At 73.2% G+C, this 17,564-nt stretch carries 16 protein-coding genes; 9 read left to right on the top strand and 7 right to left on the bottom strand.

What is annotated here, in order from left to right:
* The 5 genes from VGH76_RS22890 to VGH76_RS22910 all read right to left on the bottom strand — a co-directional run.
* The coding region (locus VGH76_RS22890; RefSeq protein WP_331559037.1) for a hypothetical protein at positions 1-295 on the bottom strand (295 nt) is incomplete at its 3' end.
* A gap of 29 nt (positions 296-324) precedes the next feature.
* Positions 325-1,071 carry a cytochrome c oxidase assembly protein gene (locus tag VGH76_RS22895; RefSeq protein WP_331559038.1) on the bottom strand — a complete coding sequence of 249 codons (747 nt, stop codon included), beginning with the start codon at positions 1,069-1,071 and terminating at the stop codon, positions 325-327.
* A gap of 141 nt (positions 1,072-1,212) precedes the next feature.
* Entirely contained in the window at positions 1,213-1,959 is a 747-nt protein-coding gene (locus VGH76_RS22900) for a tyrosine-protein phosphatase (protein WP_331559039.1), read from the bottom strand.
* Between the two features lie 125 nt (positions 1,960-2,084).
* Positions 2,085-2,906, bottom strand: a complete 822-nt coding sequence (locus VGH76_RS22905) for a PaaI family thioesterase (protein ID WP_331559040.1) — start codon at positions 2,904-2,906, stop codon at positions 2,085-2,087.
* A 31-nt stretch (positions 2,907-2,937) separates the two neighbouring features.
* Entirely contained in the window at positions 2,938-4,590 is a 1,653-nt protein-coding gene (locus VGH76_RS22910) for an AMP-binding protein (protein ID WP_331559042.1), read from the bottom strand.
* Between the two features lie 291 nt (positions 4,591-4,881).
* Between VGH76_RS22910 and VGH76_RS22915 the strand changes: the two genes are divergently transcribed.
* Genes VGH76_RS22915 through VGH76_RS22925 form a run of 3 tightly spaced genes read left to right on the top strand, consistent with a single transcriptional unit; the run spans position 4,882 to position 9,125 of the window.
* The gene (locus tag VGH76_RS22915; RefSeq protein WP_331559043.1) at positions 4,882-5,892 is read left to right on the top strand and encodes a phosphotransferase family protein; all 1,011 of its coding nucleotides are present in this window, start codon (positions 4,882-4,884) and stop codon (positions 5,890-5,892) included.
* 57 nt (positions 5,893-5,949) lie between these two features.
* Positions 5,950-7,131, top strand: a complete 1,182-nt coding sequence (locus tag VGH76_RS22920; RefSeq protein ID WP_331559044.1) for an acyl-CoA dehydrogenase family protein — start codon at positions 5,950-5,952, stop codon at positions 7,129-7,131.
* A gap of 2 nt (positions 7,132-7,133) precedes the next feature.
* The gene (locus VGH76_RS22925) at positions 7,134-9,125 is read left to right on the top strand and encodes an AMP-binding protein (RefSeq protein ID WP_331559045.1); all 1,992 of its coding nucleotides are present in this window, start codon (positions 7,134-7,136) and stop codon (positions 9,123-9,125) included.
* A gap of 38 nt (positions 9,126-9,163) precedes the next feature.
* Here VGH76_RS22925 and VGH76_RS22930 read toward each other — a convergent pair whose 3' ends face one another.
* Entirely contained in the window at positions 9,164-9,886 is a 723-nt protein-coding gene (locus VGH76_RS22930) for a FadR/GntR family transcriptional regulator (protein ID WP_331559046.1), read from the bottom strand.
* Between the two features lie 148 nt (positions 9,887-10,034).
* Between VGH76_RS22930 and VGH76_RS22935 the strand changes: the two genes are divergently transcribed.
* Positions 10,035-11,120: an acyl-CoA dehydrogenase family protein gene (locus VGH76_RS22935; protein ID WP_331559047.1), complete on the top strand. Its 1,086-nt coding sequence runs from the start codon at positions 10,035-10,037 to the stop codon at positions 11,118-11,120.
* Between the two features lie 45 nt (positions 11,121-11,165).
* On the opposite strand, the gene VGH76_RS22940 is transcribed toward VGH76_RS22935, so the two are convergent.
* A complete protein-coding gene (locus tag VGH76_RS22940; RefSeq protein ID WP_331559048.1) occupies positions 11,166-12,077 on the bottom strand; it encodes an SDR family oxidoreductase in 912 nt (303 codons plus the stop codon).
* A 162-nt stretch (positions 12,078-12,239) separates the two neighbouring features.
* On the opposite strand from VGH76_RS22940, the gene VGH76_RS22945 reads away from it, so the two are divergent.
* The 5 genes from VGH76_RS22945 to VGH76_RS22965 are packed head-to-tail and all read left to right on the top strand — an operon-like array spanning position 12,240 to position 17,555.
* Positions 12,240-13,406: an acyl-CoA dehydrogenase family protein gene (locus VGH76_RS22945; protein WP_331559049.1), complete on the top strand. Its 1,167-nt coding sequence runs from the start codon at positions 12,240-12,242 to the stop codon at positions 13,404-13,406.
* Positions 13,407-13,450: 44 nt separating this feature from the next.
* Positions 13,451-14,215 carry an SDR family NAD(P)-dependent oxidoreductase gene (locus VGH76_RS22950; RefSeq protein ID WP_331559050.1) on the top strand — a complete coding sequence of 255 codons (765 nt, stop codon included), beginning with the start codon at positions 13,451-13,453 and terminating at the stop codon, positions 14,213-14,215.
* Positions 14,216-15,406 carry a thiolase family protein gene (locus VGH76_RS22955; RefSeq protein ID WP_331559051.1) on the top strand — a complete coding sequence of 397 codons (1,191 nt, stop codon included), beginning with the start codon at positions 14,216-14,218 and terminating at the stop codon, positions 15,404-15,406.
* A complete protein-coding gene (locus tag VGH76_RS22960) occupies positions 15,406-16,635 on the top strand; it encodes an acetyl-CoA hydrolase/transferase family protein (RefSeq protein WP_331559052.1) in 1,230 nt (409 codons plus the stop codon). Before VGH76_RS22955 ends, VGH76_RS22960 begins: the two co-directional genes overlap by 1 nt.
* Positions 16,632-17,555 carry a hydroxymethylglutaryl-CoA lyase gene (locus VGH76_RS22965; RefSeq protein WP_331559053.1) on the top strand — a complete coding sequence of 308 codons (924 nt, stop codon included), beginning with the start codon at positions 16,632-16,634 and terminating at the stop codon, positions 17,553-17,555. Before VGH76_RS22960 ends, VGH76_RS22965 begins: the two co-directional genes overlap by 4 nt.
* The last annotated feature ends 9 nt before the right edge of the window (positions 17,556-17,564 follow it).

A 17,564-nucleotide genomic window follows, 5' to 3' on the forward strand; every position in this document is an offset into this window, starting at 1 on the left:
GCCGGCCGTGGTCGCGCCGCCCCCGGACCGCCGCGGTCGCGGTCGCGACGACGGCGAGCAGCGCCGCCACGAGGACGACCCATGCCGGCGGGTTGAGGCCCGGGGTGTCCATCGGGTTCGCCGCGTACATGACGACCATGCCCGCGGCGACGAGCACGTAGACCAGGTGCCACACCCGAACGGCGCCGGTCGTCCGGACGGCTCGCAGGCTGAGCACGATCGCCACCCCGAGGAGCAGGACCACGCAGATCGCGCGCCACCACGTGGGCAGGAGCTCGGCCGCCGTGGGGTACATCGTTCGCTCTCCTCGCTCCTGGGCGGACCTCAGTGAACCGGACAGCGCCCGGAGCGCGCGCGGGAGGGCCGGTCCATGGCCCACCGGCAGCCCAGCGCGGCCACGATGACGAGCACCAGGCCGCCACCGGCGGCCCACAGGATCGTGCCGCCCCGGTGCACGTCGTCCGGGGAGAAGGCCGGCACGAGGACCGCCGGGACCGCCGCGAGGACGAGCCCGCCGGCCGTGGTGACGGCCGCCGCACCGGTCAGCAGGAGCAGCCCCGCCGCGGCTCGATGGGCGCCCAGCGCGGTGCTGAACACCATCAGCCCGGCCCCCAGCCAGAGCAGCTGCTCGAGCACACCCAGCACGGGGTTCGTCGCGACGGCCACGGGGAACGCGGTCAATCGGGTGAGCACCACGACCAGGGCGTAAACCACCAGCACGGTCGGCGCGGCGGTGGCGGCGCGGACGACGGCCCGGAGCCGGTCGAGGGCGGCCGACACCCGCTCCGACCACCCGCGCCGGAGGAGCTCCCCCGGTCGGCCGGCCACCCACAGCGGTGGCACCACCGAGGACAGCAGGAGCTGGACCACCACGCCCACCGCGAACGAGCGGGACACGGCGGCACCGAGGCCGGAGTCGACGGTCACGACGACGACCGCGAGCGCGCCGATCGCCGACACGGTCCGGATCACCGGCCAGCCGGTGACGTGTAGTGCGTTCCGCAGGTACAGCGCGGCGAGGGCGGTCGCCACGACCTCGACGCCCCACGTGGTGTGCCACGTCGTCAGCACCCCCGGCAGCGTACGGGCGCGGGCTCCTGCCCCCGGGCTGGTGGTGCGCGAGCGCTCCCGGGCCTCGCGGCTGCGCACCGGGAGCGCCGAGACGAGCAGCGCCGCGGCACTCTGGTCCGCGGGCTCCGATCGTCCGGCGGCTCAGTGACCGCCCGCCCGTCCCGGGCGGACCCGGCGCTGCCAGCGCGCGATGTCGTCGGCGGCGACGCCGCGGTCGCGGTGGAAGGTCACCGGGTCCGCTCCGACCTCCTCGAGGACCGCGGTCAGGGCCGGGACCGAGACGTCGAGCAGGTGCTCCATGACCGCCAGGCGGGTCTCGTCGAGGCCGAGGCGCGGGCGCAGGTCGGGAAGCGCGTCGCGGGTCGCGAGGTAGTCGGCGAGGATTTCCGCGCGGGGCACGCCGGCCAGGCGCAGCAGCAGTGCGACCGAGACGCCGGTGCGGTCCTTGCCGGCCGCGCAGTGGACGAGCGTCGGGCCGTCGGCGTGCGCCACGGCGCTGACGAGGTGGGGGAGCCAGGTGTCGGCGCTGCCCAGGAGCTGCCGGTAGAGCTCGGTCAGGCCGATGCGTCCGCGACGCAGTGCGAGCTGTTGGGCCGGTGCCAACGAGCCCGCGAGCGGGAGATTCAGGATCTCCGCGCCGGACCCGGCCAGCGGATGAGGGGCGTCGCCGACCTCGGCGACGTCGCGCAGGTCGACCACGAGTCCCGGCGGCCAGACCACGTCGTCGTGCTCACGAGCCCAGGACGGCGCGACGTCGTCGGGCAGGGGGGCGTCGGAGCGCCACAGCACGCCGGTGCGGACCCAGCGGCTCATCGAGGATCCGGGAGGGGCGACGTCGCGGAAGTTCGCCAGCTCGTCCCGTCGGTGTCCGGAGTGCTCGATGGTCATGACCGCCAGCGTGGGCCTGCCACCGCCCCGCCGAGGTGAACGCGGGACGAAACCTCCCGGGGTGGGGGCGATCCTGCTCACTCGGCGGGGCCGACGGTCGACGAGCGTCGGCCCTCCGGAACCGGTCACGCCCCGGCGGTGACCGAGGCGACGGCGCAGAGCCGGCCGTCCCCGCCGACGATGTCCACCCGCGCCAGGCCGGTGCTCCGGCCCCGGCGCACGGCACGGGCCTCGAACGTCACCACGTCGTCGAGGACGGCCGGGCGCAGGTAGGTCACCCGCAGCGCGGTCGTCCGCAGCGGCGGCTGGTCCTCGCGCGCGAACGTCGCGGCCGCGGCCACGTCGGCCAGAGCGGCGAGGACGCCGCCGTGCCCCATGCCCGCGGCGTTCTCTGCGGTGGGGCCCGGCGGGAGCGTCACGAGGACGCGAGCGTCCGCGCCCACCCCGAGCGTGGCCTGCAGCGCCTCGTGGAGAACGGCACCCGTCCGCGGCGACGGTGCGGGCGGTGGGGTCCGCGACAGGTCGGGCGCACCGTCCGTGTAGTGGGCCGTGACGACGGCCAGCGCGAGGAGCCGCCCGGCCGGATCGCGGACCTCGCCGCGCGCGCTGCCCGTCCGCTCACCGCCGACCAGGAGCTCGCTGGTGGCCGTGAGCACCGTGCCGTCGACCGGGAGACCGGCGAGGACATCGATCGACAGCTCCGCCGTGACCGGCCAGCAGCCCTCCGGTCTGGCGTTGAGCGTCGCCTGCCCGACCACGTCGTCGAGCAGGACGCCGAGCATCCCGGCCGACGGGCGGCCGGCCGCGTCGGTCATCCACCCGGCGGTGCGCATGTGCCCGCGGGCCGTGTCGCCCGCGACCTCGATCGGTCCGAGGCCGAACAGCGCCTCGGCGGGCCGGTGCGGGGTGACCAACTGCTCGCCGCGCGACCGACCGGTCGTGGTCATGCCGTCCTCTCGATGTCGGCGGCGACTCCCGTCAGCCGCCGTTCTTGGCCGTCTCGCGGAGCATGAACTTCTGCACCTTGCCGGTCGCGGTCATCGGGAGCTCGTCGACGAGCACCAGCCGCTCGGGCAGCTTCTGGGTCGAGAACGAGCGGGTGCGCAGGAAGTCGGTGATGTCGGTGAGGCTGGGCTCCTTGCCCGCCACCGGCACGACGATCGCACAGGCCTTCTCCCCGAGTCGCTCGTCGGGGTAGGGCACCACCGCGACCTGTGCGACGTCCGGGTGGGCAGCGATGTGCTCCTCCACCTCGGAGGCGCTGATGTTGGTACCGCCGCGGATGATGATGTCCTTGAGCCGACCGGTGACGCGGAGGTAGCCCTCGGCGTCCTTGCGGCCGAGGTCGCCGGTGTGGTGCCACCCCTGCGCGTCGATCGTCGCCGCGGTGCGCTCCGGGTCTCGCCAGTAGCCGAGGATCGTGCCGGGGCCCCAGTAGCAGATCTCGCCCTCCTCCCCGACCGGCAGGACCTTGCCGTCGGGGTCCAGCAGCTCGATCTGGACCCCGTCGAGGGCGGGGGATCCGTCGGATCCCGAGCGGCGTTCGATCGGGTCGCCCTTGTGGCAGCAGGCGGCCGCCATGATCTCCGAGGCCCCGTAGAGCGGGTTGAGCACGCCCTCGGTGAACACCGCCGAGAACTCCTTCGCCAGGGCCTCGGGGATCGGGGCGCCCGCGCAGAGCCAGAACCGCATCGAGGTGAGGTCCCGACCCGAACCGGGGGCGGCGTCGAGGGCCATCCGCACGAACGGGGTGGCGGTCGCGGTGGCCGTGCACCGGTACTGCTCGATGCGGCGCAGGCCCTCGTTCGGCTCCCAGACGTCGAGGAGGTGGCTCTCCGCCCCCACGGAGAGCGGGGTGATCACACCGACCATCAGACCCGTCGCGTGGGCCACCGGCGACGGCATGAACACCACGTCGTCGGCGTCGATCTCGAAGACGTCGTGGGCCAGCCCGTGACCCGAGAAGTTGATGGTGTTCCAGGTGTGGGCGCAGCCCTTCGCGGTGGACTCGGTCCCCGAGGTGTAGACGATGGCGTGCGGCGCGTCCGGGTCGGGGTGGGGCCCGAGCTCGGCGTCGTCGGTCTCGGTGCCGCACGCGGCGTCGAAGTCCAGCTCGCCCTCGGCCGCCTCGCCTCGCGCGATCAGGAGCGTGTGCAGGTCCGGGGCGTCAGCCTGGAGCGTGCGGAACATCGCAGCGTGGTCGAACTTGCGGAAGACCCCCGTCGTGACGGCCGCGACCGCCTCGGAGTTGTGCAGCACGTGCTCGACCTCGAACTGCCGGTACACCGGCATGATCGGCACCAACACTGCGCCGATCCGCGCGATCGCCATGTACGCGATGACGAACTCGGCCCAGTTCGGCAGCTGGACCACCACGCGCTCGCCGGGCCGCACGCCGCGCCGGAGCAGCGCGGCGCCGAGGCCGCGGGCCCGCCGGCGGACCGTGCCGTAGTCCAGGTCGACCTTGCCGTCGGAGACGAAGCACCGGTCCGGGGTGGTCTCGGCCCAGTGGTCCAGCAGGGCGGCCGCGGAGCCGTCACGCCACCAGCCCCGTGCGCGGAACTCGGCCATGTGCTCCGCGCCGTACCGGCCCTCCGCCGTCAGGGAAGGGGTCGCTTCCGCCGTCACCATGGGGCTCTCCGCTTCGATGCGTCTCGGTCTCGGTACCCGGGATCAGCGCGCCGGGGGCGGGCTGGCCCTCGGGCGGCTGTGATGCAAGGCACCGTAGGGCCGAACAGCGGATAGTTCAATGGTCGGGCCAAATATGTGGTGCCGGTTATTGGCCTGACCATTGATGCGTTCGACGTCCGGCGGGAGACTCGTCCCGCATGTGGACCCTGTGGGGAGGGCCACGATCCGCACGTGACGGAAAGGGGACGGTGTGACCGACGATCATGCCGAGGAGCGGCTGAGGTGGGCCCGGTGAGCTGGGACTGGAGCGCGACCGACCACGCCGCCCTGGAGGGCTTCCTCGGCAGTCACGGACTCGCCGCCGGACCCGTGACCACCCGCCGCATCGGCGACGGCCACTCCAACCTGACCTACCTGGTGACGAGCGGCGATCACCGGGTCGTGGTCCGTCGCCCTCCGCCGCCACCGGTCCCGCCAGGAGCGCACGACGTCCTGCGGGAGGCCGCGCTCCTGCGCGGTGTGGGCGGCAGCGACGTGCCGGTCCCGGCCGTCCTCGCCACCGCCGAGGCGGGCGAGGTCCTGGGTGACGTCCCCCTGGTCGTCCTCTCCTTCGTCGACGGACCGGTGGTCACGACGACGACGCCGGACCGCCTCGGGACCCCGTCCACTCGACGGGAGATCGGCGAGGCGATGGTGGACACGCTGGTCTCGCTGCACGCGGTGGACTGGCGTGGGGCCGGGCTGGTGGAGCTCGGACGGCCCGAGGGGTTCAACGCCCGGCACCTGCGCCGGCTGCGTCGGCTGGTGGCCGACGGCGACGGGGGTCTCCCGGCCGACTTCGCCGACGTCGACGCGTGGCTCTCCGAGCACGTGCCCCCGGAGTCCGGCGCGACGGTCGTCCACAACGACTTCCGTCTCGGGAACGTGATCCTCGGGGCCGAGCCGCCCGGCCGGGTGGCTGCCGTCCTCGACTGGGAGCTCGCGACGCTGGGGGACCCGCTCCTCGACGTCGGGTACCTCCTGGCGTGCTGGCCCGTGGCCGGATCCCCGCTGACGCCGACCGAGGAACTCGCGACCGCGGTCCTGGAGCCCGGCTGGCCGACCCGTGACGAGCTCGCGGGCCGCTATGCCGACGCGAGCGGCCGCGACCTCGACGGTCTCGCCTGGTACTCGACCCTCGTGCTCTGGAAGCTCGCGGTGCTGTACGAGTACAGCCGCAGGCAGGGCGCCGACCCGTACTACGACGACCCGAGCCTGGTCAGGTCGTTCCTGGACGCGGCACACCGAGCCGCCGGAGTCTGACTGGATTTGGTCTGACCGATAGAATAATATCCGCTATCAGCCGATCGAGGAGATGCCGTGGAGCTCGCCGACTCGCCGGAAGAAGCCGCGTTCCGGGCCGAGGTGCGGACCTGGCTGGGCGAGACCCTGCCGACCCTGCCGTGGCCCGAGCCCGTCGAGCTCACCGACAAGCTGCCGTTCTGGCGGCAGTGGCAGCGCCTGCTCTTCGACGGCGGGTACGCGGGCATGTCCTGGCCGCGCGAGTACGGCGGCCGGGGCGCCGACCCGAAGCTCCGGGCGGTGTTCACCGACGAGGCCGACCAGGCCGGCGCGCCGGAGCGGCTCAACACCGTCGGGGAGGACTTCGCCGGGCCCACGATCATCGCGTTCGGGACCGAGGCCCAGAAGGAGCGCTTCCTCCGGCCGATCCTGGCCGGCGACGAGCTGTGGTGCCAGCTGTTCTCCGAGCCCGAGTCGGGTTCCGACCTGGCGTCCCTGCGGACCCGGGCGACGAAGGTCGACGGCGGCTGGCGCATCTCGGGCCAGAAGATCTGGACGAGTCGGGCCCACCTGGCGTCCAACGCGATCCTGCTCGCCCGGACCGGCGGCCAGGACAAGGCCCGTCACCGCGGCATCAGCTACTTCCTGCTGCCGATGGACAGCCCCGGGATCAGCGTCCGCCCGCTGGCCCACATGCTCGGCGAGGCCGAGTTCAACGAGGTGTTCCTGGACGAGGTCTTCGTCCCGGACGACCTGGTGCTCGGTGAGGTCGACGGTGGCTGGAAGGTCGCCATGGCCACCCTGGGCTTCGAGCGGGTCGGGATCGCGACGGGCCGCGTCAACACCCGCCGGGCCGTCGACGACATCATCGCCGAGGTCCGCGCGATGACCGACGCGTCGGGACAGCCGCTGGGCGCGGATCCGCTCGTCCGCCAGCGCATCGCCGACCTCTACGGGCGTGCCCTGGTGCACCACGCCATCGGCCGGCGCGTCCTCACCCTCGCCGCCGACGGCGGATCGCCCGGCGCGGTCACCTCGATCGGGAAGCTCTACTTCTGCCCCCTGGTCGAGGACCTCGCGGACTTCCGGCAGTCCCTCTCGCCGCTGGGCGGTCAGATCGCTCCGGAGGGCCAGTCCGACGCCGAGAGCCGGTGGCAGCGGCTGGCGTACCAGGCGCGTGGCACCGCGATCGCCGGCGGCTCGACCTTCATCCAGCGCAACATCGTCGCCGAGCGGATGCTCGGCCTGCCGAGGAGCTGAGCATGGCGCCGTCGGACGACCCGGCCGACTACGTGTGGCACCCGAGCGCGGAGTACCGCGACGGCGCCACCGTGACCCGTCTGATGCGCCGGTACGGGATCGGCGACATCGGGGAGCTCCGCGCCCGGTCCGTGGCCGACGTCGGCTGGTTCTGGGGCGCGGTGGTGGATGACCTCGGGCTGCCGTTCGCCACGCCGTACCGCGAGGTGCTCGACGTCTCGCGCGGCGTCGCCGACCCGGACTGGTACGTCGGCGGCCGGATCAACGTGGTCGACGCGTGCGTGTCGCGGTGGGCCCTCGACCCCGTGGCCCGCGACCGGGTGGCCGTCGTGCACGAGGCCGAGGACGGCTCGTCCTCCCGGCTGACGTTCGCCGAGCTCGACGAGGCCGTCGCCCGGGCCGCGGCCGGACTGCGGGCCCTCGGGATCGGGCGCGGCGACGCCGTGGCGCTCTACCTGCCGATGTGCGTCGAGGCCGTCGTCTCCCTCTACGCGATCGCCCGGCTCGGTGCCGTCGCCGTCCCGCTGTTCTCGGGGTTCGCGGCCGGCGCGATCGCCGCCCGTCTCGACGACGCGGAGGTCCGCGCGGTCGTGGTCGCGCAGGAGACCGTGCGCCGCAGGCGCACCGTGCCGATGACCCCGCAGGTGCGCGACGCCGCCCGGCGGTGCCCGTCGGTGCGGCACCTCGTCGTCGTCGGAGGGGACGAGCCTGCGGCGCCGGCGGCCGGGTCCGGCGCCGAGGAGATCTCCTGGCGCGATCTCGTCGCGCACGCCCCCGACACGGAGCCCGCCGAGCCGATGGCAAGCGCGGACACCCTGCTGCTCGCCTACACCTCGGGTACCACCGGGCGGCCCAAGGGCGCGGTGCACACCCACGCCGGGTTCCTCGTCAAGACAGCGAGCGAGGTCGCGTACTCCTTCGACGTCGGTCCCGGGGGCGTCTTCTGCTGGGTCACCGACATGGGCTGGATCATGGGTCCGCTCTCGATCATCGGTAGCCACGCGAACGGTGCCACGGTCGTGCTCTACGAGGGCTCACCCGACGTGCCCGGTCCGGAGCGGCTCTGGGACCTCGTGGCGCGTCACGGGGTGACCATGCTCGGGGTCTCGCCGACACTGATCCGCACTCTGCGCTCGCGGGACGCCGACGCGGGCGACCGCGACGTCTCGAGCGTCCACACGCTCGGATCCACCGGCGAGCCGTGGGACGCGGAGTCGTACGTCTGGCTGGCACGGGACGTCTTCGCCGACCGCGTCCCGATCATCAACTTCTCCGGCGGCACCGAGGTCGGCGGATCGTTCCTCGCGCCGTACCCCGTGGAGCCGATCCGCAGCTGCTCGCTCGGCGGCCCGTCGCTCGGCATGGACGTCGACGTCGTCGACGCGGCCGGGGAACCGGTCCGCGGCGCGACCGGCGAGCTGGTGTGCCGGCAGCCGTGGCCGGCCATGACCCGCGGGATCTGGCGCGACCGCGAGCGCTACCTCGAGGCGTACTGGTCCACCTTCCCGGGGATGTGGCGGCACGGGGACCACGCCCGGGTGGACCCCGACGGGCAGTGGTTCCTGCTCGGCCGCTCGGACGACGTGGTCAACGTGGCGGGCAAGCGGCTCGCTCCCGCCGAGGTCGAGGCCGTGCTCATCGCCCACCCGGACGTGGCCGAGGCCGCGGCCGTCGGGGTCCCGGACCCGACCAAGGGCGAAACCGTCTGGGTGTTCTGGGTGCCCCGGGCGAGCGCGGAGGACGCCGACGCCGACGCCGTCTCGACGCGCCTGCGCGAGATGGTGGCCGAGGAGCTCGGCAAGCCGTTCGCTCCCAGCCTGGTGCGTCCGGTGGCGGAGCTTCCCAAGACCCGTTCGGCCAAGATCATGCGACGGGCCGTGCGCGCGGCGGCGCTGGGCGAGGAACCCGGCGACATGTCCGGCGCCGAGAACCCGGGCGCGCTCGAGGTGATCCGGGCGGCGGTGGGCTCCGCCGAGACGGCGGCGGCACCGTGACGGCCGCCGGGGGCGCCGGGCCCGGCGGCCCGCCCGCGTCAGTCGGAGCGGTCGTCCGGGACCGTGATCGCGGTCCGGTCGTCGACCTCGAGCGCCGCCTCCGCGTACGCGTGCACGTGCCGGGCCATTCGCCGGACCGCCGCGTCCGCGTCCCGCTCCCTGATTGCGCGGGTGACCGAGCGGTGGGCGCGCACGGTGATCGCCCGGACCTCCTCGTTGACGAAGCCCTCGGTGCGCGTGGCGGTGTAGATCGCCCGCGAGAGGGCGATCATGATGCCGGTCAGGATCTCGTTGTGGCTCGCGCTCGCGACCGCGACGTGCCAGTCGACGTTCGCCTCGAGGAACCCGTCGAGGTTCTCGCTCGCCGCAATCGCCTCGTTGGCGGCCTCGAGACGCCGCAGGTCAGCCGGCAGGCGGTTGTGCGCGGCCAGCCGGGCGCACGAGGGCTCGATGGCCTCGCGGGTCTCGTGCACCGAGGTCAGCCGGATCTGGCGACCACGGATGAGCAGCTCGAGGGAGTCGGCGACGGAGTCCTCGCCCGGGTGCTGGACGAAGGCGCCGCCCGACCGTCCGGCCTTGATCCGGATCAGGCCCTGGACCTCGAGGATGCGCAGCGCCTCGCGGACGGTGGTGCGGCTCATGTGCGTCTGCACCACGAGCTCGCGCTCGGGCGGCAGCGGGGTCCCCTCGGGGTACTCGCCGGACAGGATGCGTTCCCGGAGCTCGGTCGCCAGGACGTCCGAGGCCTTGGGGACCTGCATGGGAGACAGTCGGATCGACGGCTGGACCTCGTCCGAGGGCATGTGCGCTGCTCCGCTCTTGCCACCTAATGGTCTGACCTAACTTAGCAGTGACAGATCGCCGCGGCCGGGTTCCGGACGGGCGGAGTACGAGACCGAGGAGACGAAGATGCGCTGGGAGCTCTCCGAGGAGCAGGCGGACTACCGGACGGTGCTCGGCGAGTGGTTGGGCGAACGGTGCGATGCCGAGACGCTGCGCGCCTGGCTCGACGCCGGCGACCACGCCACGTTCGAGGACCGATTCGTCGGCGAGGGGTGGTTCGCCGTCGGGTCGTCCGAGGAGCTCGGCGGTGAGGGTGGCGGTCTGATCGAGCTGGCGATCACGGCCGAGGAGCTGGGACGTCGGGCGGCGCCGTCGTCGGCCTGGCTGGGCTCGATGCTCGCGCTGCCTGCACTCGCCGCGGCGCCGGAGGCGGCCAAGGCGCTGCTGGCCGACGGGACGACGACGGTGCTGGCGTGCTCCGCCGACGCGATCGTGGGCCCGGCCGCGGGGGTGACCCTGGCGGAGGACGGGCTGTCGGGACGGATCCCCACCGTGCTCGGGGCCGGACGGGCCCGGCGGCTGGTCGTGCCCGCCTCCTCGGAGCACGGGACGTCCCTGGTGCTCCTCGACGTGGACCAGGACGGCGTCGAGATCCGCGACCGTCCGCTGACCGACCGGAGCCGGGTCGCCTCCGACGTCCTGCTCGACCGGGCCCAGGGCACGGTCCTCGGGGGCGACGCGTCGGAGGCGCTCGCCGACGCCGCGCTGCGCAGCGCGGTCCTCGTGGCCGCCGACGGCCTCGGCGTCATGGAGCGCATGCTCGACATGACCGTCGAGTACGCGGGGCAGCGCCACCAGTTCGGGGTGCCGATCGGGTCGTTCCAGGCCGTGAAGCACGCCGCCGCGGAGATGCTGGTCAAGGTGGAGGCGGCCCGGTCGCTCGTGTTCCTCGCCGCCGCCATGGTCGAGGCCGGCCGCCAGGAGGCCCCGCTGCACGCCGCGGCCGCGAAGGCGCAGGTCACCGCCGCCGCGTCGGCGGCCGCGGACTCCGCCCTGACCCTGCACGGCGCGATCGGCTACACCTGGGAGCACGAGCTCCAGATCTTCTACAAGCGGGCGAAGCTGGACGCGCCGTTGTTCGGGTCCCCCGCGGCGTGGAACGAGCGCCTGGCCGACTCGCTCGACCTCGTCGGCGGCCCCACCGAGCCGTGAGCCGGGCCGTGCCGGGCGTCGGCGACGCCCGGCACGGCCGGCCGATCAGGAGCCGGTGCGCTGGGCCTTGCTCGCGGCGCTGGCGGCCTGGCTCTTCTCCCGGGCCTCGGCCCAGTCCTCGGCGGTGAGGGAGGTCAGGCCGGCGAAGGTGCCCGGGCCCGCGAGCATCTGGCCGCCGTCCATGGCGATGGTCTGACCGGTCAGGTAGTCACAGGCGTCCGAGAGCAGGAACATCGTCAGGTGCGCGAGCTCGTCCACGGTGCCCATCCGCCCCATCGGGATCTGGTCGGCCTGGGTCGCCCCCACCGCGCTCTTGTCGGTCGGGTTGAGCATGTCCCACGCATAGTCGGTCGGGATGGGTCCCGGAGCCAGCGCGTTGAGCCGGATGCCGTGCTTGGCCCACTCCACCGCGAGCGACATGGTCATCGAGTGCACCGCGGCCTTGGCCATGGCCGACGGCGTCACGAACGCCGACCCCGTCCACACCCAGGTCGTGAGGGTGGACAGGACGGAGCCGGGCAGCCCCGCGGCGATCCACCGTCGCCCGGCGGCATGGGTGGTGTGGAAGCTGCCCTTCATCACCGTCGACGTGACCGCCTCGAACGCCCGCGGGCTCAACGACTCGGTCGGCGCGATGAAGTTGGCGGCGGCGTTGTTCACGACACCGGTCAGCGCTCCGTGCTCGTCCCAGAGGCGCCCCATCGCGGCGTCGACCTCGTCGCCGTCGCGCACGTTCACCGTCTGGACGTGGACCGACCCCGGCCGCGACGCCGACGCCTCCTCGGCGGCCTCGTCGAGCACGTTCTGGCGCCGTCCCCACAGGTGGACGTCGGCCCCGTGCTCGACCAGGTGCCGCGCCACCCCGCGCCCGAGACCGGTGCCGCCCCCGGTGATGAGGATCCGCTTGCCCGCCAGCAGATCGGGCGCGAACGGGCTCTTCTTCGCCGGGACGGTCATCGTCGCTCCTCGGGTGCCGGTCCTCGTCGGCCGTGCCATTCGGTCCGACCTTCGTACCATCGACCACAGGTGGCCGACAGCGGAGGAGCGTAGCCCGCCAGGTCTCCTCAAATGGTCAGGCCTTTGCTACCGTCGGGCCGAATCCGATGACGGAGGTGTGCGGTGGACTTCGAGCCCACGGAGGACCAGGCGACGATCCGCAAGGCGGTCGCGGAGCTCGTCGCGAAGTTCGGCGACGAGTACTGGATGGAGTGCGACCGCGACCACCGCTTCCCCTCCGAGTTCTACGACACGCTGGCCTCCGGGGGCTGGCTCGGGATCACGATGCCCGAGGAGTACGGCGGCCACGGCTTCGGGATCACCGAGGCCTCGATCCTCATCGAGGAGGCCGCGAAGTCCGGCGGTGGGATGAACGCGGCGAGCGCGATCCACCTGTCGATCTTCGGTATGCACCCGGTGGTCAAGCACGGCTCCGACGAGCTCAAGGCCCGGACGCTGCCGCGGATCGTCAACGGTGACCTCCACGTCTGCTTCGGGGTGACCGAGCCGGGCGCGGGGCTGGACACCACCAGCATCACCACGTTCGCCAAGCGCGAGGGCGACCACTACCGCGTCAACGGCCGCAAGGTGTGGATCTCCAAGGCGCAGGAGTCCGAGAAGGTCCTCCTGCTCACCCGCACTCAGAAGCTCGACGAGGTCACCAAGCGCACCGACGGGATGACGCTCTTCCTCACCGACCTCGACCGGTCGAAGATCGACATCCGCGCGATCCCGAAGATGGGCCGCAACGCCGTCTCGTCCAACGAGCTGTTCATCGACGACCTGATGGTCCCGGTCGAGGACCGCGTCGGCGAGGAGGGCAAGGGCTTCACCTACATCCTCGACGGCCTCAACCCCGAGCGGATGCTGGTGGCGGCCGAGGCGCTGGGCCTGGGCCGGGTCGCGCTGGACCGAGCCGTGCGCTACGCCAACCAGCGCGAGGTGTTCGGCCGCCCGATCGGGAAGAACCAGGGGCTGCAGTTCCCCCTCGCCGACTCGCTCGCCCACCTCGACGCCGCCGAGCTGGCGCTGCGCAAGGCCACCTGGCTCTACGACGCCGGCAAGCCCTGCGGGCGCGAGGCGAACACGGCGAAGTTCCTCTGCGCCGAGGCCGGCTTCGACGCCGCGGACCGCGCGCTCCAGACCCACGGCGGCATGGGCTACTCCGAGGAGTACAACGTGGCCCGCTACTTCCGCGAGGCACGGCTGCTCAAGATCGCGCCGCTGAGCCAGGAGATGGTCCTCAACTACCTCGGCTCGCACGTCCTCGGCCTTCCCCGCAGCTACTGAAGATTCCCCCGTCGCTTCGCTCTCCCCGGAAGGGAGCGCCACTCATGCCTGCACCCGAGGTCTTCTCCCTGGACGGTCGCTGCGCCCTGGTCACCGGGGCCGGTAGCGGCATCGGCGCCGCCGTCGCCGAGGCCTTCGCCGCGGCCGGTGCCCGTGTCCTCGTCACCGACGTCGATGCGGCGGCGGCCGAGACGGTCGCCAAGCAGATCACCGCGGCCGGCGGGACGGCCGACAGCGCCGCGCTCGACGTCCGCGACCGCGCCGCCGCCGACGAGGCCGCGGCGCGGGCCGCGGAGCTCGGCGGTGGCACGGTGAACGTGCTGGTCAACAACGCCGGTGCGATCGCCCCCGCAATGTTCGGCAAGCTCGCCGAGGAGGACTTCCGGCGGATCGTCGAGATCCACCTCATGGGGTCGTTCACCTGCTCGCAGGCCGTCCTGCCGCACCTGCCCGACGACGGCACCGGCCGGATCGTCAACGTCACCTCCGCGGCCGGGCTCGTCGGGACGGTCGGGCAGGCGAACTACGGCGCGGCGAAGGCCGGGATCATCGGCCTGACGAAGTCGCTGGCCCGCGAGCTGGCGCGGCGCCAGATCACGGTGAACGCGTTGGCCCCGCTGGCGGCCACGCCGATGACCGAGAACATCCGCGGCAACGAGAAGCTGGCCGCGAAGACCCTCGAGCGCATCCCGCTGGGGCGGTGGGCCTACGCCGCGGAGATCGCCCCGTCCTTCGTCTTCCTGGCCTCGGACGCGGCGTCGTACATCACCGGCCAGGTGCTGCCCGTCGACGGCGGGACGGTGATCTAGGTGGCTCGTCGAGACGGTCCCTTCTCCGGCCGCGAGGTCCTCGTGGCCGAGGCGGCGCGGACCCCGTTCGGCAAGTCGCACCCCGAGAAGGGCTGGTTCCGGGACACCCACCCGAACGATCTCCTCGGCGCGGTCTACCGCGCGCTGCTGGAGCGCGGCGGGATCGCGCCCGAGGTCGTCGAGGACCTCGTCGTCGGGTGTACCGCGCCCTTCGGCGAGCAGTCCCGCAACATCGCGCGCAACGCCTGGCTGCAGGAGGGCTATCCGCCCGAGGTGCCCGCGATGGTGCTCGACCGCCGCTGCGGCTCGGCGCAGACGGCGGTGGAGATCGCGGCCTCGTTCGTCGCCTCCGGCGTGCACGACGTCGTCCTGGCCGGCGGCGTCGAGCACATGGGCCACGTGCCGATGAACTCGCCCGCGAAGATCTCCGAGCTCTACGGTGAGCCCTGGACCCCCGCGATGTGGGAGCGGTACGACTTCGTCTCCCAGGGGGAGAGCGCGGAGCTGATCGCGGATCGCTGGGACCTGTCCCGGCGGGAGATGGACGAGTTCGCGGCGCGCTCGCACCAGCTGGCGGCCGCGGCGATGGAGGCGGGTCGCTTCGACGCCGAGATGATCGGCTGGGAGCTCGACGGCGCCGTCCGGACGAGCGACCAGACCGTCCGGCCGCAGACCGACGCCGACTCGCTCGCCGGGCTGAAGCCGGCGTTCCGGCCGGAGAACGGGCGCATCACCGCCGGCAGCTCGTCGCCGATCTGCGACGGCGCGGCGGGGGTGATGCTCGCGTCCCGGTCCGCCGTGGACGAGCACGGCCTGACTGCGCGGGCCCGGGTCCTCGACCAGACCACGGTCGGCGTCGACCCGATCATCATGCTGACCGGGCCGATCCCGGCGACCCACAAGCTCCTGAGGCGCAACGGGCTCTCGGTGTCCGACGTCGACCTGTTCGAGGTCAACGAGGCCTTCAGCTCGGTCGTCCTCGCGTGGCAGCGTGAGCTCAAGCCCGACCCCGAGCGGGTCAACGTCAACGGCGGCGCGATCGCCCTGGGTCACCCGGTCGGCGCGAGCGGCGCCCGGTTGATCGCGACCATCGTGGCCGAGATGGAGCGCCGCGACGTCGAGCTCGGTCTCGTCACCATGTGCTGCGGCGGTGGACTCGGCACCGCCACGCTGCTGGAGCGGGCCGGCTGATGCTCGACCTGAGCGCCCACATCGCGCCCGGCGACGGTGTCTGGTGGAGCCAGGCGGGCGCCGAGGCGACCCCGCTGGTGGATGCGCTGCTCGACCAGCTGCCCGCGATCGGCCCGGTGCGCGCGTTCTGCGGCCTGACCTTCAACCGCCGGCTGCGCGAGCCGCCACCAGAGCTCTCCCTGAGCTCCTACGGGGCGATGGGGGAGCTGCGGGCGGCCAGCAGGGCCGGACGGCTCGACGTGGTTCCCGCGCACTACTCGGTGCTGCCCCGGCTGTTCGCCGAGCGCCGCCTCCCCGGGGACGTAGGGCTGGTGCAGGTCTCGCCGCCCGGCCCGGACGGCCGGTGCTCCCTCGGGATCGGCGTCGACTACGCGGGCGACGCGGTGGTGCACAGCCGGACGCTGATCGCCGAGGTCAACCACCGCATGCCGGTCACCACCGGCACCGACGGCATCCCGTTCGAGCGCTTCGCGGCCGTCGTCGAGACCGACCGGCCGCTGCCCGCGGCGCCCGACCGGGCGCCCGACGCCGTCGACGAGGCCATCGCCGCCCACGTGGCCGAGTTGGTCGCCGACGGCGACACCATCCAGCTCGGCGTCGGCGCGCTGCCCGCGGCGATCCTCGAGGGCCTCGCCGGCCACCGCGACCTCGGCGTGCACTCCGGGATGATCACCGACGGCGTGCTGCGGCTGGTGGAGAAGGGCGTCGTCACCGGGGCGCGCAAGGAGATCGACCCCGGCCTCGTGGTGACGGGCGCGGCCATCGGCAGCGACGAGCTCTACCAGGGCGTGCCGCACCTGCCGGTGGCGTTCCGGCCCGCCAGCTACACCCACGCCCCGGCGGTGCTGGCCCGGCTCTCCCGCCTCGTGGCCATCAACTCGGCCCTCGAGGTCGACCTCACCGGACAGGTCGGCGCCGAGGTCGCCCGCGGCCGCTACCTCGGCGGAGTCGGTGGGCAGGCCGACTTCTCCGGGGCGGCCGCCCGCACCGGCGCCTGCTCGATCATCGCGCTGCGGTCCACCGCGGGCACCGACTCGACCATTGTCGCGACGCTGCGCGGCGCGACCGTCACCACCGCGCGCGCGGACGTCGACGCCGTCGTCACCGAGCACGGGATCGCGTGGCTGCGGGGCTGTCCGCTGTCCGAGCGCGGGGTCCGGCTCGCCGCGATCGCCGCCCCCGACCACCGAGACGCGCTCCTGCGAGCGTTGGAGGAGGACCACCGATGACCAGGCCGAGCTCCGTCCACATCCGCGAGGTCGGACCCCGCGACGGCTTCCAGAACGAGCCCGAGCGCATCGACACCGACGACAAGGTCCGTCTGATCGAGACGCTGGGCCGGGCTGGCTTCACCCGCATCGAGGTGGCGAGCTTCGTGCGGCCGGACGTGATCCCCCAGCTCGCCGACGGCGTCGAGGTGCTGCGCCGGATCGACCTGCCCGACGACGTGCGCCGCATGGTGCTCATCCCCAACAGCAAGGGGCTCGACAACGCCCTCGCGCTGCGCGAGACCTTCCACGAGGCCGCGATCTTCGTGAGCGCCTCGGAGACGCACAACAAGAAGAACGTCAACCGCACCGTCGACGAGACGATGGCCGACAACGACGTGATGGCGAAGCGCATCCGGGGCGAGGGCCTCGGGTGCGCCGCCGTCATCGCGACCTCGTTCGGGTGCCCGTACGAGGGCAAGGTCGAGATGGACCGGGTGCTCGGCCTGGCCGAGCGCTTCGCCGAGGCGGGCGCCACCGAGGTCGGCTTCGGGGACACCACCGGGATGGCCAACCCGGGCTACGCCGGCGAGTTCTTCGCCGCGGCCCTCGACCGGCTCCCCGGGGTCGAGGTCACCGCGCATTTCCACAACACCCGTGGTCAGGGACTGGCCAACGCGTACGCCGCCCTCGAGGCGGGGTGCTCGAGCTTCGAGTCCAGCTTCGGCGAGCTCGGCGGCTGCCCGGTGCCGAAGGGGTCCACGGGCAACATCGCGACCGAGGACCTGGTGAGCATGTTCCACGAGATGGGGGTCGACACCGGCCTGGACCTGCCCGCGGTGATCGAGGCCGCGCGCGAGGCGCAGGACGTGCTCGGCCGGAAGCTGACCAGCCACTCCCTGGTGGCGGGGCCCATCGACTGGCACCTCGCCGGTGCCTGACCAACCACT

Source organism: Actinomycetospora sp., from assembly GCF_036497585.1.
Taxonomy (GTDB): domain Bacteria; phylum Actinomycetota; class Actinomycetes; order Mycobacteriales; family Pseudonocardiaceae; genus Actinomycetospora.